This window comes from Ruegeria sp. HKCCA0235A (assembly GCF_013033235.1).
In the GTDB taxonomy this organism is placed as follows: Bacteria; Pseudomonadota; Alphaproteobacteria; order Rhodobacterales; family Rhodobacteraceae; genus Ruegeria.
Map to the genome: position 1 here is coordinate 112,438 of NZ_WQDQ01000008.1, position 24,083 is coordinate 136,520.

Annotated in this window: 21 protein-coding genes; 10 read left to right on the forward strand and 11 right to left on the reverse strand. The window is 57.6% G+C overall.

Annotated elements, in window-relative coordinates; translation table 11 throughout:
• Positions 1-135: 135 nt before the first annotated feature.
• Both GOW56_RS14770 and GOW56_RS14775 read right to left on the reverse strand, forming a co-directional pair.
• Positions 136-921: a hypothetical protein gene (locus GOW56_RS14770; RefSeq protein ID WP_170592131.1), complete on the reverse strand. Its 786-nt coding sequence runs from the start codon at positions 919-921 to the stop codon at positions 136-138.
• Between the two features lie 47 nt (positions 922-968).
• Complete coding sequence (locus GOW56_RS14775) at positions 969-2,642, reverse strand: sulfatase-like hydrolase/transferase (protein WP_170644975.1); 1,674 nt, start codon at positions 2,640-2,642, stop codon at positions 969-971.
• 276 nt (positions 2,643-2,918) lie between these two features.
• On the opposite strand from GOW56_RS14775, the gene GOW56_RS14785 reads away from it, so the two are divergent.
• The gene (locus GOW56_RS14785; RefSeq protein ID WP_170556206.1) at positions 2,919-3,875 is read left to right on the forward strand and encodes an AraC family transcriptional regulator; all 957 of its coding nucleotides are present in this window, start codon (positions 2,919-2,921) and stop codon (positions 3,873-3,875) included.
• 352 nt (positions 3,876-4,227) lie between these two features.
• On the opposite strand, the gene gyrB is transcribed toward GOW56_RS14785, so the two are convergent.
• The gene (gyrB, locus tag GOW56_RS14790) at positions 4,228-6,645 is read right to left on the reverse strand and encodes a DNA topoisomerase (ATP-hydrolyzing) subunit B (RefSeq protein WP_171206360.1); all 2,418 of its coding nucleotides are present in this window, start codon (positions 6,643-6,645) and stop codon (positions 4,228-4,230) included.
• A 114-nt stretch (positions 6,646-6,759) separates the two neighbouring features.
• On the reverse strand, positions 6,760-7,332 hold the full coding sequence (locus GOW56_RS14795; RefSeq protein WP_171206361.1) for a TetR/AcrR family transcriptional regulator: 573 nt from the start codon (positions 7,330-7,332) through the stop codon (positions 6,760-6,762).
• Positions 7,333-7,432: 100 nt separating this feature from the next.
• Between GOW56_RS14795 and GOW56_RS14800 the strand changes: the two genes are divergently transcribed.
• Entirely contained in the window at positions 7,433-7,999 is a 567-nt protein-coding gene (locus tag GOW56_RS14800) for a carboxymuconolactone decarboxylase family protein (RefSeq protein WP_171171745.1), read from the forward strand.
• On the opposite strand, the gene recF is transcribed toward GOW56_RS14800, so the two are convergent.
• The 6 genes from recF to mutM form a co-directional block, all read right to left on the reverse strand.
• Positions 7,996-9,093 (reverse strand): DNA replication/repair protein RecF, encoded by a 1,098-nt coding sequence (recF, locus tag GOW56_RS14805; protein ID WP_171206362.1) that lies wholly within the window; start codon positions 9,091-9,093, stop codon positions 7,996-7,998. The two genes, GOW56_RS14800 and recF, sit on opposite strands and share 4 nt — an antisense overlap.
• Before the next feature lie 59 nt (positions 9,094-9,152).
• Positions 9,153-10,274 (reverse strand): DNA polymerase III subunit beta, encoded by a 1,122-nt coding sequence (gene dnaN / locus GOW56_RS14810; RefSeq protein WP_171120205.1) that lies wholly within the window; start codon positions 10,272-10,274, stop codon positions 9,153-9,155.
• 225 nt (positions 10,275-10,499) lie between these two features.
• Positions 10,500-11,885: a chromosomal replication initiator protein DnaA gene (gene dnaA / locus GOW56_RS14815; RefSeq protein WP_170345655.1), complete on the reverse strand. Its 1,386-nt coding sequence runs from the start codon at positions 11,883-11,885 to the stop codon at positions 10,500-10,502.
• A gap of 555 nt (positions 11,886-12,440) precedes the next feature.
• Positions 12,441-12,704: a 30S ribosomal protein S20 gene (gene rpsT / locus GOW56_RS14820; protein ID WP_152459792.1), complete on the reverse strand. Its 264-nt coding sequence runs from the start codon at positions 12,702-12,704 to the stop codon at positions 12,441-12,443.
• A gap of 221 nt (positions 12,705-12,925) precedes the next feature.
• Positions 12,926-13,702, reverse strand: a complete 777-nt coding sequence (locus GOW56_RS14825; RefSeq protein WP_117870917.1) for an enoyl-CoA hydratase — start codon at positions 13,700-13,702, stop codon at positions 12,926-12,928.
• Positions 13,703-13,768: 66 nt separating this feature from the next.
• The gene (gene mutM, locus GOW56_RS14830; protein ID WP_171171749.1) at positions 13,769-14,620 is read right to left on the reverse strand and encodes a bifunctional DNA-formamidopyrimidine glycosylase/DNA-(apurinic or apyrimidinic site) lyase; all 852 of its coding nucleotides are present in this window, start codon (positions 14,618-14,620) and stop codon (positions 13,769-13,771) included.
• An 86-nt stretch (positions 14,621-14,706) separates the two neighbouring features.
• On the opposite strand from mutM, the gene ubiE reads away from it, so the two are divergent.
• Positions 14,707-15,459 (forward strand): bifunctional demethylmenaquinone methyltransferase/2-methoxy-6-polyprenyl-1,4-benzoquinol methylase UbiE, encoded by a 753-nt coding sequence (gene ubiE, locus GOW56_RS14835; protein ID WP_171206363.1) that lies wholly within the window; start codon positions 14,707-14,709, stop codon positions 15,457-15,459.
• A 3-nt stretch (positions 15,460-15,462) separates the two neighbouring features.
• Entirely contained in the window at positions 15,463-16,992 is a 1,530-nt protein-coding gene (gene ubiB, locus GOW56_RS14840) for a 2-polyprenylphenol 6-hydroxylase (protein ID WP_171206364.1), read from the forward strand.
• A 97-nt stretch (positions 16,993-17,089) separates the two neighbouring features.
• Here the strand turns inward: ubiB and GOW56_RS14845 are convergent, their stop codons facing one another.
• Positions 17,090-18,265, reverse strand: a complete 1,176-nt coding sequence (locus GOW56_RS14845; RefSeq protein ID WP_171206365.1) for an acetyl-CoA C-acyltransferase family protein — start codon at positions 18,263-18,265, stop codon at positions 17,090-17,092.
• Between the two features lie 116 nt (positions 18,266-18,381).
• On the opposite strand from GOW56_RS14845, the gene GOW56_RS14850 reads away from it, so the two are divergent.
• The 6 genes from GOW56_RS14850 (at position 18,382) to GOW56_RS14875 (ending at position 24,018) form a co-directional block, all read left to right on the forward strand.
• Positions 18,382-18,945: a helix-turn-helix domain-containing protein gene (locus GOW56_RS14850; RefSeq protein WP_171171757.1), complete on the forward strand. Its 564-nt coding sequence runs from the start codon at positions 18,382-18,384 to the stop codon at positions 18,943-18,945.
• Between the two features lie 110 nt (positions 18,946-19,055).
• Entirely contained in the window at positions 19,056-20,243 is a 1,188-nt protein-coding gene (locus GOW56_RS14855; protein ID WP_171206366.1) for a glycine C-acetyltransferase, read from the forward strand.
• Complete coding sequence (locus GOW56_RS14860; RefSeq protein ID WP_171206367.1) at positions 20,240-21,190, forward strand: PLP-dependent cysteine synthase family protein; 951 nt, start codon at positions 20,240-20,242, stop codon at positions 21,188-21,190. The genes GOW56_RS14855 and GOW56_RS14860 overlap by 4 nt, the downstream gene beginning before the upstream one ends.
• A gap of 19 nt (positions 21,191-21,209) precedes the next feature.
• A complete protein-coding gene (tdh, locus tag GOW56_RS14865) occupies positions 21,210-22,238 on the forward strand; it encodes an L-threonine 3-dehydrogenase (protein WP_171206431.1) in 1,029 nt (342 codons plus the stop codon).
• A gap of 64 nt (positions 22,239-22,302) precedes the next feature.
• Positions 22,303-23,187 carry a tryptophan 2,3-dioxygenase gene (locus GOW56_RS14870; protein ID WP_171171763.1) on the forward strand — a complete coding sequence of 295 codons (885 nt, stop codon included), beginning with the start codon at positions 22,303-22,305 and terminating at the stop codon, positions 23,185-23,187.
• A 3-nt stretch (positions 23,188-23,190) separates the two neighbouring features.
• Positions 23,191-24,018 carry an alpha/beta hydrolase gene (locus GOW56_RS14875; RefSeq protein WP_171206368.1) on the forward strand — a complete coding sequence of 276 codons (828 nt, stop codon included), beginning with the start codon at positions 23,191-23,193 and terminating at the stop codon, positions 24,016-24,018.
• Positions 24,019-24,083 lie beyond the last annotated feature (65 nt).

Genomic DNA, 24,083 nt, shown 5'->3' on the forward strand with positions numbered 1-24,083 from the left:
CTACCAACCCGGCGCGGGCAGGGATTGGCTCAAGGCAGTTCCAGGAAGGGTCAAGATAGGCGCAGAATACAAATGGCTGAACAGAGTTCTGGACTGTGACATAGATGATCTTCGCCGAGGTTGGGTGTGGGTGAACTAGTAGTTGAAACGCAAACCCAAGCCGGCACCTTTATCGTAGGGGCGGTCGGAACCTATACCGATTAGGAAATCAGCATAAATTGCGATGCCAGGACTGAGGTTCTTGCCAATCTGGAACTCAGCGGTCGCTGGCCAAGCATCGTTCTCCCAGTCATATGGTGCTTTGATGTCAGCCTTGGCCCAGTACCCATCGCCAAACGGTTGTAGCGCAATCAACCGCATCGCAGTTTGGTTTATGTCCGTCGGGCCATTGTATGAAGCAAAATGCTGGAGCAGTGGGATCAGCGTCAGCCCTGATTTTGTGTTTGCAAAGGCGAACCCGCCAAAAGGCGCAATTTGATCGGACCCGGTTCCGATCCCTTTTTCCGGGTCGCCAAAGTCCAGAATCCACTCCAGACCAATGGCCGACTTGATGGCCCACGTTTCGTTGAGCGGTCTCTGAGAGGGAAAATAGATCGCTTTGAGGCTCAATTTCTCGAAGTCAGTGAACCGAGTTCCAGTCACATCCGTTGAGTTGTAGTGCAACTCATATTTCAGTTTCAGATCAGGCCGCAGCATGTATGCGCCATCTATAAAGGCGTCCTGCTTGTCAGCACCGTTGCCCAAATCAAAATACTGATACCGGATGTCCGTGTTATTAACTGCGGCCAAAGGGTTTGAAGCGTTTTCATCGGCGATTGCTGGGGCCGCAACAATGCCAGTCGCCAATGCAAGGACAAGCGCTTGGATTTTCATATTGTTTCCAGAATTTTTGTTGTGGATGCCAAGCCCCACATCAAGCATATCATTATCTGATGCGGGGCTTGCATTACTCTTATCAGCTTCACCTTTTAGTCGGGCTGAATGTCCCGCTTGGCGACAAAGGCATCCACCGCTGCGACGGTTTCAGGACGAAGGTTCACGATACCTTCATAGGGACGTCCAGTCGCGGCCGGTTGATCGGGGTACATTTCCTTAAATTTCAGGTGGCGGGCAATAATGCGGTTAAACTCATGTCCAGCCCATGCTCCGATCTCGGTCGATACGCTCTGTTCTTCGCGGGGGTCGCGGAACAGGTTGTAGAACTTGGCCACGATAGCATTTTCACCTTTGGCCGGAACTTTGAGTTTGATGTGTTCCTTTACCACCTCTTTCAGCGAATTGATCGAGTAGATCAGTACATGATCCCTGCGCCCATGCGTATCGCCAATAAACATCAGGGACGTCTGATCGACACCGTCAATGATCCGGTCGCGGGGGATGGCATCCATCGCTCCGCCGATACGCGCAATTGACGTGAACAAATCAGAGATATGAATAATGTCAGATACAATCGAGTCTCCCTCGATCAAGCCGGGCAGGCGGGCGAACGCATCCACCCGAACGCCTCCTTCAGACGTATCGGCCTTGCCGCCCCGGAAGACCAGCGGTGAAAACCCACTGCCGGGGGCATATTTGGTGAAGTGACCGTTGTCGCCCATCAAAACGATCAGGGTATTGTCCCTAAGCCCCAGCGCATCGACTTCGTTCAGAATGACCCCGATCCATTCATCCAGCTCTTCCATGCTTTCAACGAATGTACCGCCGTTGGGTGTCGTGAACGCCGCTCTCGTCGTGCGCGTTGTCGACAGAGGGACAAGCGGCCAGTATTGCAGGAAGAACGGTTCATCCCGTTCTGCTAGCAGGCGCAACTGTTCCATCGCCTGTGCCTGATAGCGGATGTTCATTTCATTATATTTGTCCTGGGTCCATTTCTCACCCGGTTCCATATGGACTTCGCGGACCTCCCCGCCAATAACAGCTTCGAGGCCGGTAATCATGTGTCCCGGATCAGGGCGAAACCAATCATCCAGCGTGTATTTGGAGTTGTAGTTGTCTTCCCCTATGGCCATGGTGATTTCTTCCTTGGCTGCATCTTCGTTGAAGATGGCCAACTGGCCCTGCTGATGGATGGGGAACGCGGCGTAGTCAAAGCCCTGATAAGTAGGCCAGGATTCCTGAATGTCGCCCATGTGCCATTTGCCAACATGCGAGGTGTTGTAGCCTACGGATTTCAGAACTTCGGCAATTGTGACTTCTTCATCGGCAAGGCCAAAACCTGAAATATCGACGGCGGTATCGCCCATCCCATTGCGATACGGCTGGCGACCCGTCATGAAGGCGACCCGCGACGGTGTGCAGGACGGCTCGGTATACATGCGCGCAAACCGCATGCTTTCCTCTGCGAGCGCGTTGATATTGGGCGTCGAATACCCGCGTATCGCGTTCATCTCGGGCATACCCATGTCGCCAAAACCCATATCGTCAATAAGGATGTAGAAGATGTTTGGAGGGTTCCCTCCGTTTTTCTCACGAAAATCGGCCAGCAGTTGGTCAACCTGTGCGTCGTTCTCGACCCAAACGGCTTCGTTTTGCTGCTTCAGGACATAGTATTCCGCATCATGCACGATATTGCTGTCCTGAGCTGCCGCCGTGATAGCGGAGCCGGTAAAGACCAGCGCTGAGAGGAACAGTTTTGATTTCATGAGATACCCCTGTTTCATGATTTACTTGTTTTCAGACCTTCAAGGATCAGATGATGGCAAAAGGTTGAAAGGGAGAGTTCGCTGTCTTCAGCCTGTGAGCGCAACAACTCTTTTTCGCTTTTGGTTAGCAGCGTTACGACGCGTTCGGTGCGCGCAGTATCGTCAGGCAACGATGGGCGTCCGAACCTCTTCCCTCTCGATTTGTCTGCTTTGTCTTGCAATTGTCCAAGCCTACATATTCGAATAACATTTCATGAAAACTACCTGCGGGGCGGAATGGACGACATCAAAAAACGATCAGCCCCCAAAAAAACCTGCGCCCCAAACACACTTTTTTTGCAGGACCCTTCGCAATTCCGCGAGCTGTCCCAATGGGATGTTGAGCTACGCCAAATTGAGGAGGGAACTATGAACTCTTCGGTATCCGTTTGGGCAGGTCTTGACCTTCAAATGATTGATTTGTCGTTTGATAAGGCTGTGTACCAAACTGGTGTTTCTCGCCCTGACATTCTAGCGTTTGGCTTACCAGACAAAGGGAGTGTACGGACTTGGCTTAACGGCTCACCCTCAGACACCGCTCTGATGAATTTTGGTAGCGGAGACCCTTTTGAAGGCGTGAGCAATTCAACGCTCACAGGCCTGACCTTTGGCATCAACATCCGAAGGGCTCAACGGATCGCCGACGATTGCGGTCTTGATATCAGCACCGTGCGAAATGACGCTTTAAGATCTTTCGTTAGCGACGCTGGAAAGCTTCATTCCTTAGTCAAAAACAAAGCGCGCTTTCTAATTGGATCAGCGGCCGGACCAAGCTCTGATAGTGAAGAGAGTGATATGATCTTTGAGCTTCTGGAAATGCTGGTGGTAGGCGAAAAATGGAGTGATCGGCGAAACAGTAAAAATAGAACCCGTTTAGCACAACAAGCCGTTGAGTTCATGCGGGCCCATTTGATGGATAACGTTTCAATCGGTGAAGTATGTGCAGATATTCAGGTATCTGCATGCACTCTTCGTCGCGCGTTTCAGGAAACATATGGGGTGAGCCCCAAGCAGTTTTATCTAAGAGCCCGTCTCGGTGCTGTACGCCATGAACTGGTGTCCTGCTCGCCAGAGGAGAGTATATCGGACATCGCAAACGCTTACGGATTTTGGCACATGGGTCAGTTCGCGCGAGACTACAGAGCACTCTTTGGACAACTGCCGACACAAACGTTGTCAGGCAAAGTGAACTGAAACAGAGCTTGGCAACAGTCTTTGGCGCAAAGTTTGTGTTAAGCAATTGTAGTTGCGGAGCCACTGTCAGAGTTCAGTGGCTAGCGACGCTGAGACCTTGGCAGTACGCGGCCTAACTTGTCCGCAACACGAGAATTGCAAAGTCGGATTTTGTAGGTCCGCTTCGGGCTGGAAGCGGCCATCCGAAAACCTTCCCCGGCAATACGGCGATGGCGCGAAACAGGCAAAGAATGAGACCCGAAGATATGGAGCCTCGAACCAAGAAAGTTGAAGGTTAATGCGCCCAAAGTTTTGGGCCAAAAATGCAATTCTTTGGGCGAAATGCAAAGCTATGGGCGCACCTACACCATGATCAGAAATCCAGATTCTCAACACTCAAGGCGTTTTTCTGGATGAACTCTCGACGAGGTTCCACGACGTCACCCATCAACTTGGTGAACAGATCATCCGCCTCGACCATGTCATCCACGCGCACTTGCAGCAGAGTCCGCGCATCCGGATCCAGTGTCGTTTCCCACAGCTGGTCAGGGTTCATCTCACCCAGGCCTTTATAGCGCTGCAAGGACAAGCCCTTTTCACCCTCTTCCAGAATGGCGCGCAACAAGTCCAGCGGACCGTGGATCATCTGGCTGCGATCACGACGGTTCAAAGTGGCCGGAGAGTTGTAGATCTCTTGCAGGCTCTGCGTAAAGCTGCCGGTCTTGCGCGCCTCGCCAGAACGCAGCATCGGGCCATCCAGCGTGCGAACCTCTTCAACACCGCGCAGGATTCGGGCCAGCCGGATGCCGTGATCCTGTGTGATCCGACCCTGCCAACCGCGTTCGTATTCCAACGCGATCAGATCCAGCCGTGCGGCGACTTTGTCAGCCACACCTTGCAGATCGGCGTCCACCGCACCCGGCACGAAAGCCCCAGCCACGGCGGCCTGTTCCAGAATATGACGCGGGTAATGCGTTGGAAACGCGTCCAGCACACGTTTCAACTGGCGCGCTTCGTCCACCACGCGGGTCAGATCCTGACCGACGATCTCTTCGCCCGAGCCCAGTTTCAGAACCGCGCCTTCGACGCCCTGATTGATCAGATAGTCATCCAGAGCGGCCTGGTCCTTCAGGTAAACCTCTGACTTTCCGCGGGAAACCTTGTACAGCGGCGGTTGCGCGATATAGAGGTACCCGCCCTCGATCAGTTCCGGCATCTGCCGATAGAAGAAGGTCAGCAACAGGGTCCGGATATGCGCGCCGTCCACATCCGCATCGGTCATGATGACGATCTTGTGGTAGCGCAGCTTTTCGATGTTGAATTCATCGCGGCCAATGCCAGTGCCAAGCGCCATGACGAGGTTGCCAATTTCCTGAGACGATAGCATCCGGTCGAACCGGGCGCGCTCGACGTTCAGGATTTTCCCCCGCAAGGGCAGAACCGCCTGCGTCAGACGATCCCGTCCGGTCTGTGCCGATCCACCTGCCGAGTCACCCTCGACGAGGAAAACTTCGGTTTTCGACGGATCTTTCTCGGAACAATCCTTCAGCTTGCCCGCCAGATAGTTCACGTCCATCGCCGTCTTGCGCCGGGTCAGCTCGCGCGCCTTCCGCGCAGCTTCCCGGGCCAACGCAGCCTCGATGATCTTGCCGACGATATTCTTGGCCTCGTTGGGGTTTTCTTCGAACCACTCGGCCAGTTTTTCATTCATCAGACCTTCGACAGCCGGACGGACCTCGGAGGAAACCAGCTTGTCCTTGGTCTGGGACGAGAATTTCGGGTCGGGCACTTTCACCGACAATACGCAGGTCAAACCTTCGCGCGCATCGTCACCGGTGAAGCTGACCTTTTCCTTTTTCGCGATCCCGCTGGACTGCGCATAGTTGTTGATCGTCCGGGTCAAAGCCCCCCGGAACCCAGCCACGTGGGTCCCGCCGTCGCGCTGCGGGATGTTGTTGGTGAATGGCAGCACCGTTTCGTGGTAGCTGTCATTCCACCACATGGCGATCTCGACACCGATATCGTCGCGCTCGCCCTTGATATAGATCGGCTCGGGCATGGCCGGCGTTTTGGATCGGTCGAGGTATTTGACGAACTCCTTTACGCCGCCCTCGTAGAACAGCTCGGTCTCCAGCCGCTCGGCAGGGCGTTCGTCGATCAGGATGATCCGCACGCCCGAGTTCAGGAATGCAAGTTCGCGCAGCCGTTTTTCCAACGTCTCGAACGAGTATTCGAGATTCGAGAACGTGTCGGTCGACGCCAGAAACCGCACTTCGGTTCCCGTACGATCGCCGCATTCGCCGACTACCTTCAGATGCTCTGCCGTTTCACCGCCCTCAAATCGCGCCACGTGCTCTTTGCCCGCGCGCCAAATGCGCAGCTCCAGCCAATCCGACAGCGCGTTTACCACCGAAACACCCACGCCATGCAGGCCGCCCGACACCTTGTAAGAGTTGCTGTCGAACTTGCCGCCCGCGTGCAGCTGGGTCATGATGACCTCTGCCGCTGAAACGCCTTCTTCCGGGTGGATATCAACCGGAATTCCGCGACCGTTGTCGCTGACCGAAACGCTGGAATCCGCGTGAATTTTCACGGTCACATGGTCGGCGTGACCCGCCAGCGCTTCGTCAATTCCGTTGTCGACAACCTCATACACCATGTGGTGCAGGCCCGATCCATCATCCGTGTCCCCGATATACATCCCGGGGCGTTTGCGAACGGCCTCTAAACCCCTGAGAACTTTGATGGAATCTGCGCCGTATTCTTGAGGAGCCTGTGCGTCTTCGGACATTCAGTCAGTACCTATATTATTTTGGTACCTTATACGTTTTCTGGTGGGGATTGTCACGCGATCCCCCAATATTTTGTGTGTGCTCAAGTCGTTTTCTGCCCATCTGAATCCACCTCATAACCGGTCGATGTCAGAAGCGATATCCGCCGCGATTTCCAGCGCATTGACATCTTTGCGTTCGGCCGACAACCGAAGCCCCAGAATGTCCGACTGAAACCGGGCCGCCAGCCGATCCGGGTCATGTTCAGGCCGGATTTCACCGGCAGCCTGGGCGCTGCGAAACAGGTCGGCGAAACACGCCTTCATTTCCGCCATGTGAAGCGCGGCCTGATCCGCAAGCGCATGATCCTTCGCCTGCAACTCGGCATATGTCTTTGCCAACATGCAAGCCTTTGCCGGGTTCTCGACCGCTTCGATGACCAAACGAGGTTGCGCCTTGAGCGCTTCCTTCGGCCCCAGTCTTTCAGCAAGGGCGTTCAGGCGCGCCATGCCTTCTTGCGTGTAGCTTTCCAGCGTCAACGCATAGAGCGCATCCTTCGACCCAAAAGCTGCGTAGAAACTGCCGGGTTTCAGCTTCAATGCCCGCTCAAGGTCCTTCAGCGACGTACCAGCCCAACCCTGACGCCAAAAGATGTCACGGGCCTTCTCGATCAACGCGTCGCGATCATATGCGGGTTTACGGGGCATCGGCATCACCAATTCTTGAACATTCACTCAAATATATACTTGAGCGATCGCTCAAGAAACCCTAAATACCACCCATCGCGCCAGAAACAGGAGTTCCGACATGGCCACTTTCCCGTCTCATGACCTCGAATCCGCACCCGAAGCATCCAAACCGCTGTTGGAAAAGTCCCAGGCCGCTTTTGGCCGTTTGCCGGGCCTGCACAAGGTGATGGCAGAAAGCCCACAGCACCTTGAAGGATATCAAGTTCTGCACAGCCTGTTCTTGCAGACCGATTTTGACAACGATGAGAAGACCGTCGTCTGGCAGACCATCAATGTGGAAAACGAATGCCATTACTGCGTGCCCGCGCACACCGGCATCGCAAAGATGATGAAGGTATCAGACGAGATAACTGAGGCTTTGCGCAATGAAACCCCACTGCCTTCGCCCAAGCTCGAAGCGCTGCGCACCTTCACCCTGCAAGTGATGGAAACCCGTGGCAACCCGACCGAGGAACAGCTTCAGGCGTTCTTCGACGCGGGCTATTCGCATCGTGCGGTTCTGGACGTGGTGCTGGGCCTGGCACAAAAAACCATGTCAAACTACGTCAACCACATGGCCAAAACACCGGTCGATGAAGTCATGCGCGGTTTCCTGTGGGAGCGCAAAGTCAACGAACCGGCCTAAGCCGCCACGACCGACCCCTCATCGCCTTCGGTCACGATCAGCGTCTGGGCCCGGTCACCCAACTCCTCAAACAGTTCAGGCCCGGTGCCCGTCATCCAGGCCTGAGCACCCAACGCACAAATCTCGTCATAAAGTGAAGCGCGCCGACCCGCGTCCAGATGAGCAGCCACCTCATCCAGCAACACGATCGGTGGCGCACCCACCATTGCGGCCAAAGCTCGGGCATTGGACAGGATCAATGAAACCAGCAGCGCCTTCTGCTCACCGGTCGAACAATCCTTGGCGGGAACACCCTTGGCAGCAAAGACGCCATACAAGTCTGACCGATGCGGCCCAACCAAAGTCCGACCCGCAGCCAAGTCCCTGAACCGGCTTTCATTCAAAGCCTCGCGCAAATCCTCAGCCGTTTCCGGCATCGCGCCTTCGGTTTGCAACAATTCCAACTCGGCAGACGGAAAAGCCGTTTCCGCCTGGTCCTGCGCCACCCGCAGATGGCTCAACGCCGCCAATCGCGCTGCGTGGATACGATGCCCCATCTCGGCCAGCTGACCCTCAAGCGCAGCATACCAATGCGCGTCCCGAACCTGCTCTTTCAGCAAACGGTTCCGTTCGCGCATTGCTTTTTCGTAGGTCAGCGAGGCCTCTGCATGAGACGGATCAAAACTGAGCGCAATGCGATCAAGAAACCGGCGCCGGCCTTCGGCCCCTTCAATCCACAGGCGGTCCATGGATGGAACCAGCCAGACCACCCGCGCAAGTTTACCCAGATCAATCTGGGTGGCGGATTTTCCATCAATCCTCACCTGCCGTGCTGCACCACCCTCAGACCAGGTTTCGATTTCGAAATTCTGACCCTGCGATTGCAACAGTCCCGACAGTTTCCAGCCCAACGCCTCGGGCCGCCGCGTCATCTCGGCCGCGCTTGCCCGCCGCATTCCGCGACCGGGTGAAAACAAGGATACCGCTTCCAGAATATTGGTCTTGCCCGCCCCGTTCGGCCCGTGAATCGCCACCGGTCGCCCGTCCAGAGACAACCGCGCCAGCTTGTGAGACCGAAAATGCGAGACCGTAAGCTCGGTCAGGGCCAATCCCATGACCCCTCCCTTCATCTTTTCAAAAATACTCCCGCCGGAGGCATCGCGCGTCCGCGCGATCAGACGCGCATTGGCATGACGACGTAAACCGCGCTCTGATCATTGCCTTCGCGCATCAGGGTCGGGTCGCCAGCTGAATTGAACATGAACACCGCATTCTCTCGATCCACCTGAGACGCGATCTCCAGCAGATATTTGGCATTGAACCCGATCTCCAGACGCTCATCACCATAGGCGACGGCCAGTTCTTCCTCGGCCGCGCCACTGTCTGGAGCGTTCACCGACAGGACCAGCTTGTCGCCATCCAGTTGCAGCTTTACCGCACGCGAACGCTCGGAAGACACCGTTGCCACCCGGTCCACGGCCTGTGCGAACTCGGCAGCATCCACTTCCAGCTTGCGTGTATTTCCTTGCGGGATAACGCGCGTGTAGTCGGGAAAGGTTCCGTCAATGACCTTCGAGGTCAGCGTGATATCCGGCGTGGCGAAACGCACCTTGGTTTCGCTGACCGAAACCGCGATATCCATTTCATCATCGTCCAGCAGCTTGCGCAGTTCGCCCACGGTTTTCCGCGGGACGATAACGCCCGGCATGCCCTCTGCACCATCCGGCAAATCGGCATCGATCCGAGCAAGCCGGTGGCCGTCGGTGGCCACGCAGCGCAGCACCTTGCCGCCATCGGATCCGTCGGCCACATGCATGTAGACACCATTCAGATAATACCGTGTCTCTTCTGTTGAGATTGCGAATTTCGACTTGTCGAACAACCGACGCAGCAGGGCAGCCGAAGCCGTGAAATTTGATTGATACTCCGACGACGCCATGACCGGGAAATCCTCTTTCGGCAGCGTCGCCAACGAGAAATTTGACCGACCGGCCTCAACCGTCAGACGCCCTGCCGCGCTGTCGGCGGTCAGCGTGACCAACGCTCCGTCGGGCAGTTTTCGCACGATCTCGTGCAAGGTGGTCGCGGCCACGGTGGTGGAACCGGCTTTCTCGACCTGCGCCAGGGCTTTGTCGACTACTTCGATATCCAGATCGGTCGCGCGAAACAGCGCCTGATCGCCTTCCGCCTCGATCAGGACATTGGCAAGTATGGGAATGGTATTGCGGCGTTCCACTACGGATTGGGCCTGCGAAACGGCCTTGAGAAGGGTGCCGCGTTCGATGCTGATCTTCATACCCTCAATTCCTCTGACTTGCGTACCGACATGGGCGGGACTGGCACGTTAGCGGTTCCACCCTGAGGCACAAGGATTTTTTACGGATTTCTGGGTTGGATTGCGTCCAGCGTCAAGGGCAGCGTGCCTGACAGGCACCAGTTCTGATCCAACCGTGGACTAATGCGCACAAGAAACGCCCCGGGCCCGGGGGACCGGGGCGGTTTCCTAGACTACAGGCGCGGATCAGGCTTCAAGCGACCGGCGCAGCATTTCCACATCTTCAGCGATCTGACCGTCGGTCAGTTTCAACTCTTCAATGCGCTTGACGCCATGCATGACCGTCGTGTGATCGCGCCCGCCAAAACGGCGGCCGATCTCGGGCAGCGACCGGCTGGTCAACTGCTTGCACAGATACATCGCCACCTGACGCGGACGCGCGTAAGAGCGCAGGCGCTTCGGGCCGATGATGTCAGAAAGCCGGATGTTGTAATACTCGGACACCTTCCGCTGGATCTCTTCAACGGTGATCTTGCGTTCCGAGGCGCGCAGCACATCCGCCAGACAATCCTGCGTCAGTTCCATGTCGATCTCGCGACCAACCAGCGAGGCAAAGGCGAACAGACGGGTCAGGGCACCTTCCAGCACCCGAACATTCGTCGAGATGCGATGCGCCAGAAATTCCAGAACGCCATCAGCAATCGCCAGGTCCGGATAGGATGAGCTGTATTGCTGCACCTTGTTCTGCAAAATGCCCAGACGCAGTTCATAATCGGTCGGGTGCAGGTCAACCACCAGACCACATTGCAGGCGGGATTTCACCCGATCTTCCAGATCCTTGATCTCACCCGGGGCGCGATCGGCCGAGATGATGATCTGTTTGTTCTGATCCACCAGCGCGTTGAACGTGTGGAAAAACTCTTCCTGAGTGGAATCCTTGCCGGCGATGAACTGCACGTCATCAACCATCAAAACGTCAACCGAACGGAACAGGTGTTTGAAATCCATCATCCGACGCTCGCGCAGGGCCTGCACGAACCGGTACATGAACTGTTCCGCCGACAGGTACAGAACATTTAGTTCCGGATGTTTGGTTTTCAGCTCCCATGCGATGGCATGCATCAAGTGGGTCTTACCCAGCCCTACGCCGCCGTACAGAACCAGCGGATTGAAGGTCACCGGCCCGCCCTCGGATACCCGACGCGCAGCCGCATGGGCCAGTTCATTGGGCTTGCCGACGACAAAACTGTCAAAGGTAAAGCGGGAATCCAACGGGGCGGCCTGAAGCGATTCCAATGTATCCTGCGCCGGGTCCTCGCTCGGCGCGGCGACAGGTTCAGGCTTTGCCACCGGCGGCGTATCGACAGCTGGCTTGGGTCGGGCAGGCGAGTTTGCAGCGACGCGGAAATCCAGACGCTGCACAGTTTCACCTGCGGTGTTCAGCTCGTATAAAATGAGGTCCGCAAAATTCTGGCTGACGTAATTGCCCATGAAATTGGTCGGCACCGAGAAAACCGCCACGCCGTCCTGAAGCTCCTTGAATTCCAAAGGCTCGATCCAGGTCGTATAATTGTTCCGACCGATGGCCTTCAGCAACTTGTTACGCAGTAGTCCCCATTTCTCTTGTGTCATTAAGCGCCTCACGCATCCCATTCTTATTGGCCTGTCAGCCTTATTCATACGAAGCCGGTTCCCCGGTGTTGTATTCACACGCAATAGGTATCCAGTCGCCAAACCAGTCGGCTTGGCGGGACCATCCCGAAGAGCTCGGCAACCCCAGTTCTGACGCTCAGCAATAACGGAACGTCCCGAAAATCGGGTTGCACGTCGCAATCTCAATTTTTAGACAGGGCCAAGATCACCGGGTTTATTCCGGCTTCCATGGCAGATCGGCAGCCTGGCTCAAGCCAGTCGTCGACAATTGTCCCCTGATCGCTCTGATGCCCGTCAGTTCGATCGGGAAAACAGCCTGTCCCCCCAAGCGAGTGAATCGCTGACATCAGTCGTAGCAATTCCGAGAGGGGCGCGGCAACGAAACTCTGATATTGACTCGGGTCTTTGGGCGAAAGAATCTCTCGGTTTTGTGAAGGCGCGGTTTTCTGGCAACACGAAAAAAGGCGCCGTGATGTGCGGCGCCTTTTCAGAATGGTTCAGCCTTTCTGACGTGACCTAGGGTCACCCCAAAGCTTAGCCCAGTGCTTTGACGCGCGAGGACAGGCGCGACATTTTACGGGCAGCAGTGTTCTTGTGAAAAACACCCTTGGTGACGCCACGCATCAGCTCGGGCTGAGCCGCACGCAGAGCAGCAGTCGCCGCGTCCTTGTCGCCGGATGCGATCGCTTCTTCGACTTTACGCAGATAGGTGCGGATGCGCGAACGACGCGCTTTGTTGATTGCAAAACGCTTTTCGTTCTGACGAGCGCGCTTTTTTGCCTGAGGCGAGTTTGCCATGTGAATCTGACCTTCGTTCGGTACGTTAATCTTGGGTTGCGCGCCACGGACATATCCGCACCGGATCAGAAATCACGAGTGTGAGTCGGGCCAAGCGGGCCGCACGCGCATGTATAACTGGGGTCTTTAGCCAAGTTCAAAGAGATTGCCAAGGTGATTCTTGGAACCATGGCCAAGAATATGGGGCGGGCTTAAAACACCCGCCTCAGAGGTTCCGCGCTTTACTTGTCGCGGAATTGCGCTGTGCGCTTTTCCAGGAACGCGGCCATGCCTTCCTTCTGATCTTCGGTCGCGAACATCGAGTGGAAGACACGACGCTCGAACAACATGCCTTCACTCAGCGGAAGCTCGTAGCTGCGGTTCACCGCTTCTTTCGCGGCCATTGCGGTCAGCTGCGATTTCTCGGCAATCTTCTGCGCTGCGCTCACGGCTTCTTCGATCAGCTTCTTTGCCGGCACCACCCGGCTGACAAGACCCGCACGCTCGGCTTCGTCGGCATCCATGAAACGCCCGGTCAGGTTCATGTCCATCGATTTGGATTTACCCACGAACCGCGTCAGACGCTGACTTCCCCCCAGACCGGCAATGACGCCAAGATTGATCTCGGGCTGGCCGAATTTCGCGGTGTCCGCCGCGATGATGAAATCGCACAGCATGGCAAGTTCACATCCACCGCCCAGCGCGTAACCTGCAACGGCCGCAATGATCGGCTTGCGAATTGCGGTCACACGATCATTCGCATCGGCAAAAAGGTTGATGTTGTAGACGTCGACAAAACTCATCTCGGACATTTCCTTGATGTCCGCGCCGGCGGCGAAGGCCTTGTCCGATCCGGTTATCACGATGCAGCGCACCTTGTCGTTGCTGTCCGCATCTTCCAGCGCGGTGCAGAGCTCACCCAGCAACTGGGTGTTCAACGCGTTCAGCGCATCCGGTCGGTTGAGTTTGATAAGTGCGACGTGGTCTTCGATTTCGACGATGATCGTCTCAAAAGCCATGAGGAGAAAGCTTCCGGTTGTTCCGTTCAGGTACGATTCCTTACCACGCGAAAAACTTGGATCAAGCTATCTTTGGCATTGCGCACAATAGAAGGATGAGCGACCGGACTGGGTGATTCTCTTGATCGGCGCTCCGCACCCTTCGGTCCGGCAGGCCTCGCCCTCGCGGCCGTAGACATCAAACTTGTGCTGAAAATATCCAAGTTCTCCATCGGCTTGGCGGAAATCCCGCAGCGAAGACCCACCGGCTTCGATGGCGTCCTGCAACACCTGCCGGATGATCGGAACAAGCGCCGCCACGCGGGGTTCGGAAATCTGTCCGGCTTTGCGACGTGGCGACACTCGGCCGCGATAAAGAGCTTCGCAAACATAGATATTGCCCAGACCGGCAACGATTCCCTGATCCAGCAGGGCGGATTTGACAGGGGTGTTCTTGCCTTTGAACGCCTTGATCAGGTGTTGGTCGTGAAAATCGTTGCCCAAGGGTTCAGGCCCCAGAACCGACAGCAGCTTGTGATCTTCGGCGTTGGCCGTTTGCAACAGGTCCATCGCGCCAAACCGGCGGGGATCGTTGAAGGTGATGCGCGCGCCGTTGGCCATATGAAAGACCACATGGTCATGTTTTTGCACGGCGGGATGGTTATGTGCGAATTGCCCCAACGGGTCACCCGACACCGTCATCCGCCCCGACATACCCAGATGGATCAACAGCGTCTCACCGCTGCTGAGATCCGCCAGAATGTATTTCGACCGCCGCCGCAACCGCTCCACCCGCTGTCCGGTCAGCCGTTCGGCCATACGTTCAGGGAACGGCCAGCGCAGATCGGGGCGGTTCACATCAGCCCGTTCGATCAAGACCCCTTCCATGGCGGGACTCAGGCCGCGTCTTACTGTCTCGACCTCAGGTAATTCGGGCATTACAGGGCTCCTAATTCAAAGGGCCGCATTGTGCCCGCCTCTCTTGGCCCTATAACAGAGGCGAAATTCGACAAACGGCAAGGCAAATGTCCGACAACATCGACAAGACCACTCATTTCGGTTTCGAAACCGTCCCCGAGGCCGAAAAGGCCGGGCGCGTGCAGGGCGTTTTCAACTCGGTTGCCTCGAAATATGACGTGATGAACGACGTCATGTCGATGGGCATCCACCGGGTCTGGAAGGACGCGATGATGGACTGGCTGGCGCCACGCCCCGGCCAGCGGCTGCTGGACGTGGCCGGCGGTACGGGCGACATCTCGTTCAGGTTCCTCAAGCGCGCGGGTCACGGCCACGCCACGGTGCTGGACCTGACCGAGCCGATGCTGATCGAAGGGCGGCAACGTGCCGAGGCAGATCAGATGTCGGACAGCCTGAACTGGGTCGTGGGCGATGCCATGGCCCTGCCCTTCGAAGACAATACATTCGATGTCTACACGATCTCGTTCGGCATTCGGAACGTCACCCGCCCGCAAGAAGCTTTGAACGAGGCTTACCGTGTGCTGAAACCCGGAGGCCGCCTGATGGTGCTGGAATTCAGCCAGCTGCCCAATGAGGGGCTGCAAAAGCTCTATGACCTTTACAGCTTCAACGTCATCCCGCGCATGGGAAAACTGATCGCCAATGACTATGACAGCTATCAGTACCTGGTCGAATCGATCCGAAAATTCCCCGATCAGGAAACGTTTCTGAACATGGTTCGCGCCGCAGGTTTCGAAAACGCCAAATACCGGAACCTGAGCATGGGTATCGCCGCGCTGCATTCCGGCTGGAAGATCTGACACATGCGTGGTCCCCATAACATCATCCGCCTGATCCGCACAGGCGCCACGCTCGAGCGCACAGGCGCCATGAACGTGGTACTGGATGCGTTCGAAGCCCCGCGCGCCGTTCGCATCCTAGCCCACACATTGGGCAAACCCTTTCAATGGCTTGGCTACAAAGGCGACCCCGGTATGCCACCGGCCACGCGCGCCCTGACGGCGCTTGGCCCCGCCTATATCAAATTCGGGCAAGTGCTTTCGACCCGCCCTGACGTCGTCGGAAATGAACTGGCCGAGCAACTGCGCGTTCTGCAAGACAAACTGCCCCCTTTCTCCAAAGCCGACGCGATGGCCGAAGTCGAGAAAGAACTGGGTCAGCCGATCTCCGACATGTTCAGCGAATTCAGCGAACCGATTGCCGCTGCCTCGATTGCGCAGGTTCACAAGGCCAAGCTGACCAGCACGGGCGAGGATGTCGCGGTGAAAGTCCTGCGTCCGGGGATCGAACGCGCGTTCCGCAAAGATGTCGATGCGTTCTATTTCGCCGCCTGGATCGTCCAGCTCTTCGCCCCCGGCGCGCGCCGTCTGCGACCGGTGGAGGTGATCGAGCATTTCGACGGTGTCGTACGCGGCGAACTGGATCTGCGTCTGGAAAGCGCGGCGGCCTCCGAATATGCCGCCAACACAAAGGACGACACCGGCTTCTGGCTGCCGCCCGTTGTGTGGTCTCTGTCCGCGCGGCGCGTCATGACGCTCAGCTGGGCGGACGGGATCGCGCTGGGTGACAATGATGCTCTGGATGCCGCAGGTCACAACCGCAATGATCTGGCCGAACGTGTCCTGCGCCTGTTCCTTCTGCATGCCCTGCGCGACGGCTTTTTCCACGCCGACATGCACCAGGGCAACCTCAAGGTCGCCGCGAACGGAGACATCATAGCCTATGACTACGGCATTATGGGTCATATCGATGAATACACGCGCCGGGTCTATGCCGAAATCCTGTTCGGTTTCATCCGCCGCGATTACAAACGCGTGGCCGAGGTGCATTTCGAAGCCGGCTATGTTCCCGCCAACCAGGACGTGGACGAGTTCGCCCGCGCCCTGCGTGCCGTGGGCGAGCCGATCTTCGGCATGGACGCCACGCATATCTCGATGGGGCGGTTGCTGAGCTATCTGTTCGAAGTGACCGAACGGTTCGGGATGGAAACACGTACCGAGCTGATCCTGCTGCAACGCACCATGGTTGTCGTCGAAGGCGTTGCGCGCTCACTCGACCCTCATATGAACATCTGGGAAGTCGCCCGACCCGTGGTCGAAGACTACATCAAACAGTCCATCGGCCCCCGGGCGGCCCTGCGTGATTTTGGGAAAACCGCAATGGTGCTGGCCCGCTTCGGCCCGCGTCTGCCGGCACTGGTCGAAAACGCACTGATCGCGCAGACCCAGAAGGACGAACCGCAGACGCCCACCCTTTGGTCCTTTGCTCTGCCCGCCACGATCGGCGCCGCAGCAGGTGCGGCGCTGGTCTTGCTGATCAACGCGCTCAGCTGAACCAACCGCCTGCTTCATCTGGCCACAAATATCCTCGGGGGGAATCGCGCCCTGGCGCGATGGGGGGCAGACAGCCCCCCCCCGCACCCCTTCCGGGTCAGAGCCGCTCGATGGCGATGGCAATCCCCTGACCGCCCCCGATGCACATGGTGATCAACCCTTTGGATCCGCCGGTACGTTCCAGCTCGTATAGTGCTTTCAGCGTGATGATCGCACCCGTGGCCCCCACCGGATGCCCCAACGCAATCGCACCGCCGTTGGGGTTCACCTTGCTCGCGTCCAATCCAAGCTCCTGATTCACGGCCAGAGCCTGCGCGGCGAAGGCTTCATTGCTTTCGATCACGTCGAAATCTTCTGCTGACAAGCCCGTCTTCTTCAACAGGTTTTGCACTGCCGGAACAGGGCCAATGCCCATGACTTCCGGCCGCACGCCCGCATGCGCATACCCAATGACACGCGCCTTCGGTTTCAACCCAGCCTTTTCGGCCGCATCCGCTGTCGCCAGCACCATCGCCGCCGCCCCGTCATTGATGCCCGAGGCATTGCCGGCCGTCACACGCCCGTCCTTTTTGAACACCGGGCGCAGACCGGCCAACGCTTCGGCGGTCGTCGCCTTTGGATGCTCGTCGACTTTGAAATCGACCATGTCCCGCTTGACCTTGACCTGTACCGGAGTGATCTGGCTGTCGAAGTACCCGGCCTCGATCGCCGCAGCCGCACGTGTCTGGCTGTCCAATGCGAACGCATCCATCTGTTCACGGCTGATCTGATGTTCATCCGCCACGTTTTCGGCCGTCACCCCCATATGTCCCGTGCCAAAGGGGCAATTCAGTGCGCCCAGCATCATGTCCAGAGAGGTGACGTCGCCCATCTTCGCGCCCCAGCGCGCCTGCGGAACGATGTAGGGGCTTCGTGACATGCTCTCTGCCCCGCCCGCAACGGCAAAGTCAGCATCGCCCAGCATCAGGGACTGCACGGCTGACACGATCGCCTGCGCGCCGGATCCGCACAGACGGTTCACGTTCATGGCCGGTGTGCCGTTGGGAATGCCCGCCTGCATCGCGGCAACACGCGACAGATACATGTCACGCGGTTCAGTGTTGATCACATGACCGAACACCACATGCCCGATCTGCGCCCCCTCAACCCCCGAGCGCTCAAGCGCCGCTTCCGTCGCGACAGTGGCCAGATCAATCGGCGCGGTTGAAGCCAGCGCACCACCAAAGGTGCCAATTGCGGTGCGGGCACCGTCGATAATAACGATATCGCTCATGAGCTACTCCTCCTGAATTTCGCTGCATTATGCATGCGCAGAATGGCACTGTCGCCCCAAACGTCCCGTCACGGCGGGAATTGACATTGCGTTGCGCAGCCCCCATGGATTCCGTCATGACGGAAGACACAGACGATATCCTGAACCTCCTGCCTGCCCGCCTGAAAGAGGCACGCCGGGCCAAAGGCCTGTCCCTGGAAGCTGTCGCCAATCTCAGCGGTGTGTCCCGGTCCATGGTCAGTCAGATCGAACGCGGCGAAAGCAGCCCGACGATCTCGACCTTGTGGAACCTGACACGCGCCTTGCAAGTGGATTTCGCCGGTCTCTTGGAGGGCACAAAGGCCACGGACCAGATCGAGGTACTCAGAAACTCCGAAGTGCCCAGCATCGACAATATGGGGCAGAACTGCCGAATTCGCATCCTGTCACCACCGGAAGAGGCCGGGGGTCATGAAGTCTATGATATCGAATTTGACGAGGACGGGGCCCTGAACAGCCAACCCCACGCCCGCGGTGCCCGTGAACAGCTCACCGTGCTGGAAGGTGCGGTCAAAGTCACTTCAGGCAATGCGGTGTCCGAGTTGAACCAGGGGGACACGGCCCGATACGCCGCCGACATTGCGCATTCCATCTGTGCCCAAGGGCCAGCCCGGGTATTTCTGATCGTAAAAAACGCCTGAGATCCGCGAAATTCCGCCTTCACGGATATTTTTCCTTCATATTGAATTTCCCCTATTTGGGAATTTCATCCGCTATGTTAGATGTGCGACTCAGTTGAACGGAGGTCGCCATGTCAGATGCATTCCTGTCCCATATCACGGACACACTTGCGCAGATCGAATCTGAGGGTCTTTACAAACGCGAACGAATGATCACCTCGCCTCAGGGCGGTGAGATCACTGTGGGCGGCAAGCAGGTGATCAACCTCTGTGCCAACAACTATCTGGGTCTGGCGGATCACCCGGCGCTGATCGAGGCCGCGACACAAGCGATGGGGCCCAAAGGATTCGGCATGGCGTCGGTTCGGTTCATCTGTGGTACGCAAGACATTCACCGCGAACTGGAACAACGTCTTGCCAATTTCCTGAACAAGGACGACTCCATCCTCTTTGCCGCCTGTTTCGACGCCAATGGCGGGTTGTTTGAACCTCTGCTGGGACCGGAAGACGCCATCATTTCAGACAGCCTGAACCACGCCTCGATCATCGACGGCGTGCGGCTGTGCAAGGCCAAGCGCTATCGCTACATGAACAATGACATGAACGACCTCGAAGCCTGGCTGAAACAGGCACGCGAGGACGGGGCGCGGCATATCATGATTGCCACCGATGGCGTGTTCTCGATGGACGGCTATCTGGCCAACCTGCCGAAAATCAGGGAACTGGCCGATAAATACGATGCGATTGTCATGGTGGACGATTGCCATGCGACCGGCTTCATGGGGCCGAACGGGGCCGGCACACCCGATCATTTCGGCGTCGATGTGGATATTCTGACGGGAACCTTGGGCAAGGCACTTGGGGGGGCAATCGGCGGCTATATCGCCGGGCCGCAGCCAGTGATCGACCTGCTGCGGCAGCGGGCGCGGCCCTATCTGTTCTCAAACTCGCTGCCGCCCTCGATCGTCGCTGCCGGGTTGGAGGCAATCCGTCTGGTCGAAGAAGGCGACATGCTGCGCGCGCAACTCTTCGGCAACGCCAAGTATTGGCGCGCTGGGCTGGAAAAGCTTGGCTTTGACCTGCTGCCCGGGGAACACCCGATCATCCCGGTGATGCTGGGTGAGGCGACGCTGGCACAAGACATGGCGTCACGGCTGTTCGACGAAGGCGTCTATGTTTCGGGCTTCTTCTTTCCGGTCGTCCCACGCGGGCAAGCGCGGATCAGAACGCAGATGAATGCGGCTCTGACCAGGGATGAACTGGACCGCGCCCTGTCCGCATTTGGCAAGGTCGGCAAAGAGCTGGGGGTCATCGAATGATCCTTCCATCGGTCATCGATGTGATCGGCGACACCCCCATGGTCGAACTGTCGCGCGTGTGTGCCCAGCAGAAGCTGAACGGGCGTATCATCGCCAAGCTTGATTACTTGCTGCCGGGATTTTCGAAAAAGGACCGCGCGGCGAAGTCCATCATCGAAACGGCGCGCGCAGACGGGACTTTGTCACCGGGGCAGACGGTGGTCGAGCTGACCTCAGGCAACATGGGCACCGGCCTGGCGATTGTCTGCGGCATTCTGGGGCACCCGTTCGTGGCAGTCATGAGCGCGGGGAACTCGGTCGAACGCGCCCGCATGATGCGCGCGTTGGGCGCCGAGGTGGTGATCGTCCCCCAGGCCCCCGGCAGCAAACCCGGCGAAGTCTCTGGGGCCGATCTTGAACTGGTCGATGTCGAGGCGAAACGCATCACGACCGCACGCAACGCGTTTCGTGCGGATCAATTTGGCCATTCGGGAAACCCCAAGGCCCACGAAACCGGGACCGGGCCCGAGATCTGGGCGCAATCCGAAGGCACCGTCACGGCATTCTGCGACTTTGCAGGGTCGGGCGGAACGCTGGCCGGAGCGGCAGAGTATCTGAACCGGCACGGCGTGCGATGCTATGCCGTGGAACCTGCGGGCGCGCGCGCTTTGGCCGGTGAGCCGGTTTCGACTCCGGACCATCCCATTCAGGGCGGCGGTTACGCCATGAATGATCTGGTGCATTTGAAGGATAGCCAATTGGCCGGACATCTTGCTGTTTCGGGGAAGGCCGCGCGGGATTGCGCCCGGCTTCTGGCCCGGACCGAGGGGATATTCGCCGGCTACTCGGCAGGCGCGAATCTTGCTGCGGCGATTGAACTGCTGCGCGGCCCCGAAGAAGGCGGCTGCGTCGCCATCGTCATGTGTGACAGCGGCCTGAAATACCTGTCGACCGATTTGTGGGAGTAAACATATGCGACCCAACACAATGAAAGCACTGGAAAAATCCAAACCCGAAGAAGGGTTGTGGATGGTGCAGGCCCCGATCCCCGAAATTGGCCCCGATGATGTGCTGATCCGCATCAACAAGACGGGTATCTGCGGCACCGACATCCATATCTGGAACTGGGATGAATGGGCGTCTCATACCGTGCCGGTTCCGATGATCACTGGCCATGAGTTTGCCGGAGAGATCGTCGAGATCGGGCGCAACGTGACAGGGCTTGAAATCGGCCAGCGATGCTCGGGCGAGGGCCATCTGATCACCACCGACAGCCGTCAGAGCCGCGCCGGAAAGTTTCACCTGGATCCGGGAACCCGGGGCATTGGAGTGAACGAACAGGGCGCATTTGCCGAATACCTGAAACTGCCTGCCTTCAACGTGGTTCCCTTGCCCGACGACATACCGGATGAGATCGGAGCCATCCTCGATCCGCTGGGCAATGCGGTGCATACTGCCCTCAGCTTTGATTTGCTGGGCGAGGACGTTCTGATCACGGGTGCGGGCCCCATCGGCATCATGGCCGCTGCCGTCGCTCGTCACGCGGGTGCACGTAACGTGGTCATCACCGACATCAACGCAGACCGATTGAAACTGGCCGAACATGTGGTTCCCTCGGTGCGGACTGTCGATGTATCCACCGAGGACTTGCAGGACGTCATCGCCGAGCTTGGGATGAAAGAAGGATTCGATGTCGGGCTTGAAATGTCCGGCTCGCAAGCCGCCCTGGACCAGATGGTCGAAGCGTTGGTGATGGGTGGAAAGATCGCGTTGCTGGGGATTCCTCCGGGCAAATCTCCGGTCGACTGGTCGCGCATCGTGTTCAAGGCGATCACGATCAAGGGGGTCTATGGGCGTGAGATGTTCGAGACGTGGTACAAGATGATCGCCATGCTGCAAAACGGTCTGGATGTGTCCCGCGTGATCACGCACCGCTTTGCGGTTGATGATTTCGCCAAAGGGTTTTCCGCGATGAAATCAGGCCTGTCCGGCAAGGTTGTTCTGGACTGGACCTAACGCGCTGGAAAGTTGCAAGTTCAGCCCCTAGACAGGTGCAGAACTTGCACAAGGGAGGCATGAGATGGGCGAGAACAAAGACGATCGTCTGTTGCAACGGGGGGTCGAAGACACCCTAGTCACTGATTTCGCCGAAACGCACCGCAAAAGCTATGGCGACTTCCTGCAACTGAAGACGCTGCTGAACCTGCAAAAAACCTTTCAGGACCCCGCACAACCTGACGAGATGCTGTTCATCATCATTCATCAGGTCAGTGAGCTGTGGCTGAAACTGATGCATCACCAACTGGTCGAGGTGCGTCGGTTCCTGCAACAAGATGAATTCGGACCCGCCATGAAAAACCTCGACCGCATCAAGGCCATTCAACGGCAATTGATTGCGGCCTGGGAAACCCTGCTGACCATGACGCCGGCCGACTATATGACGTTTCGGCAGGCCCTCGGCAATTCTTCCGGGTTTCAAAGCTATGGGTACAGGCAGATCGAGTTCATTTTGGGCAACAAGGATGCATCGACCCTGAAAGTGCACGAGCATGACCCCGAGGTGATGGAGGTGCTGAACGCCGCCCTGACCAAACCGTCCCTGTATGACGAAGTGTTGCACATGCTGGCCCGACAGGGGTTCGACGTTCCAAGGGATTTGATCGAGCGGGACTACTCCGAACCCTATTCCGGTGATCCGCGCGTGGTTCAGATCTGGGTCGACGTGTTCCGCAACACGGACAAATATTGGGATCTGTATGCGCTGGCCGAAAAACTCATGGATGTGGAAAGCCTGTTTCAACGCTGGCGCTTTGACCACGCCACGGCGGTTGAACGTGTGATCGGAATGCAACCCGGTACCGGAGGTTCCAGCGGCGTGGCTTTCTTGCGAAAAGCACTTGAGTTGCGGTTCTTCCATGACCTCTATGATGTGCGGACGGAATTGATGTACAGCGGGCAGGGCTGAGCCATGCTGTATCGCGGATTTTCACAAGCCGAACTGGAGCGGGAATACTCTCCCAGTTCGATGATCGGTGGCGACCTGACCCCTTATCTGGCCAGCTACCAAACGCTGAGTGCGCAAGCCCGTGCCGAGCTGCCCGTTCAGGCCAACCTGGCCTATGGCGACACCCCGGCCCAGGTGCTGGATTTCTTTCCTGCGAAGGGGGCCGGCGCCCCGTTGCATGTCTTTGTTCACGGTGGGTATTGGCAGGATCTCAGCCAGCGCGAATCGGCCATGATGGCCCCGGCGCTGATCGAAGCCGAGCAATCCTTTGCCACCTTGAACTACACGCTTGCCCCGGATGCGCGGCTGGATCAAATGGTCGACGAATGCCGCGACGCCCTCCTGTGGCTTGCGTCACAGGCCGAGGCACTGGGATTCGACCCGACGCGGATCACCTTGTCAGGGCAGAGTGCCGGCGCTCATCTGGCTAGCATGGTCATGGCGACCTCGGCCGGCGCATTGGCCCGGGCCGGGCTGCGTGTGCGTGACGTGCTTCTGATCAGCGGTGTATATGATCTGGAACCCATCAGTTTGACATCCGTGAATGATCCGCTGCACCTGACCCCGGTCGAAGTGAACGATCTGTCCCCGATCCGCAACCTGCCCCCACCGGGCCCCCGCTATCATGTTTCAGTGGGGGAACGGGACACCGGCGAATTCATTCGTCAAAGCCGCGACTATGCGGAACGGCTGCGCAAGGCCGGGCACTCGGTCAGCTTTGCCTTGAAACACGGAATGCACCATTTCGACATCATCCTGCATTCCGGGACATTCCTGCCCGACACGCAATGAGGCATTTTTCAAACAAAAACAGCGGCCCCATCTGTGCCGCTGTTTTTTTTGAGTCCATCCCGCTT

Coding starts and splice junctions, on each gene's coding strand:
- GOW56_RS14800 (WP_171171745.1), top strand. CDS start 7,433: ATGGCCACTTTCCCGTCTCATGACCTCGAATCCGCACCCGAAGCATCC.
- tdh (WP_171206431.1), top strand. CDS start 21,210: ATGAAAGCACTGGAAAAATCCAAACCCGAAGAAGGGTTGTGGATGGTG.
- gyrB (WP_171206360.1), bottom strand. CDS start 6,645: ATGTCCGAAGACGCACAGGCTCCTCAAGAATACGGCGCAGATTCCATC.
- GOW56_RS14875 (WP_171206368.1), top strand. CDS start 23,191: ATGCTGTATCGCGGATTTTCACAAGCCGAACTGGAGCGGGAATACTCT.
- dnaN (WP_171120205.1), bottom strand. CDS start 10,274: ATGAAGATCAGCATCGAACGCGGCACCCTTCTCAAGGCCGTTTCGCAG.
- GOW56_RS14870 (WP_171171763.1), top strand. CDS start 22,303: ATGGGCGAGAACAAAGACGATCGTCTGTTGCAACGGGGGGTCGAAGAC.
- GOW56_RS14850 (WP_171171757.1), top strand. CDS start 18,382: ATGACGGAAGACACAGACGATATCCTGAACCTCCTGCCTGCCCGCCTG.
- GOW56_RS14855 (WP_171206366.1), top strand. CDS start 19,056: ATGTCAGATGCATTCCTGTCCCATATCACGGACACACTTGCGCAGATC.
- rpsT (WP_152459792.1), bottom strand. CDS start 12,704: ATGGCAAACTCGCCTCAGGCAAAAAAGCGCGCTCGTCAGAACGAAAAG.
- recF (WP_171206362.1), bottom strand. CDS start 9,093: ATGGGATTGGCCCTGACCGAGCTTACGGTCTCGCATTTTCGGTCTCAC.
- ubiE (WP_171206363.1), top strand. CDS start 14,707: ATGTCCGACAACATCGACAAGACCACTCATTTCGGTTTCGAAACCGTC.
- GOW56_RS14860 (WP_171206367.1), top strand. CDS start 20,240: ATGATCCTTCCATCGGTCATCGATGTGATCGGCGACACCCCCATGGTC.
- GOW56_RS14775 (WP_170644975.1), bottom strand. CDS start 2,642: ATGAAATCAAAACTGTTCCTCTCAGCGCTGGTCTTTACCGGCTCCGCT.
- ubiB (WP_171206364.1), top strand. CDS start 15,463: ATGCGTGGTCCCCATAACATCATCCGCCTGATCCGCACAGGCGCCACG.
- GOW56_RS14785 (WP_170556206.1), top strand. CDS start 2,919: ATGGACGACATCAAAAAACGATCAGCCCCCAAAAAAACCTGCGCCCCA.
- dnaA (WP_170345655.1), bottom strand. CDS start 11,885: ATGACACAAGAGAAATGGGGACTACTGCGTAACAAGTTGCTGAAGGCC.
- GOW56_RS14770 (WP_170592131.1), bottom strand. CDS start 921: ATGCTTGATGTGGGGCTTGGCATCCACAACAAAAATTCTGGAAACAAT.
- GOW56_RS14825 (WP_117870917.1), bottom strand. CDS start 13,702: ATGGCTTTTGAGACGATCATCGTCGAAATCGAAGACCACGTCGCACTT.
- mutM (WP_171171749.1), bottom strand. CDS start 14,620: ATGCCCGAATTACCTGAGGTCGAGACAGTAAGACGCGGCCTGAGTCCC.
- GOW56_RS14795 (WP_171206361.1), bottom strand. CDS start 7,332: ATGCCCCGTAAACCCGCATATGATCGCGACGCGTTGATCGAGAAGGCC.
- GOW56_RS14845 (WP_171206365.1), bottom strand. CDS start 18,265: ATGAGCGATATCGTTATTATCGACGGTGCCCGCACCGCAATTGGCACC.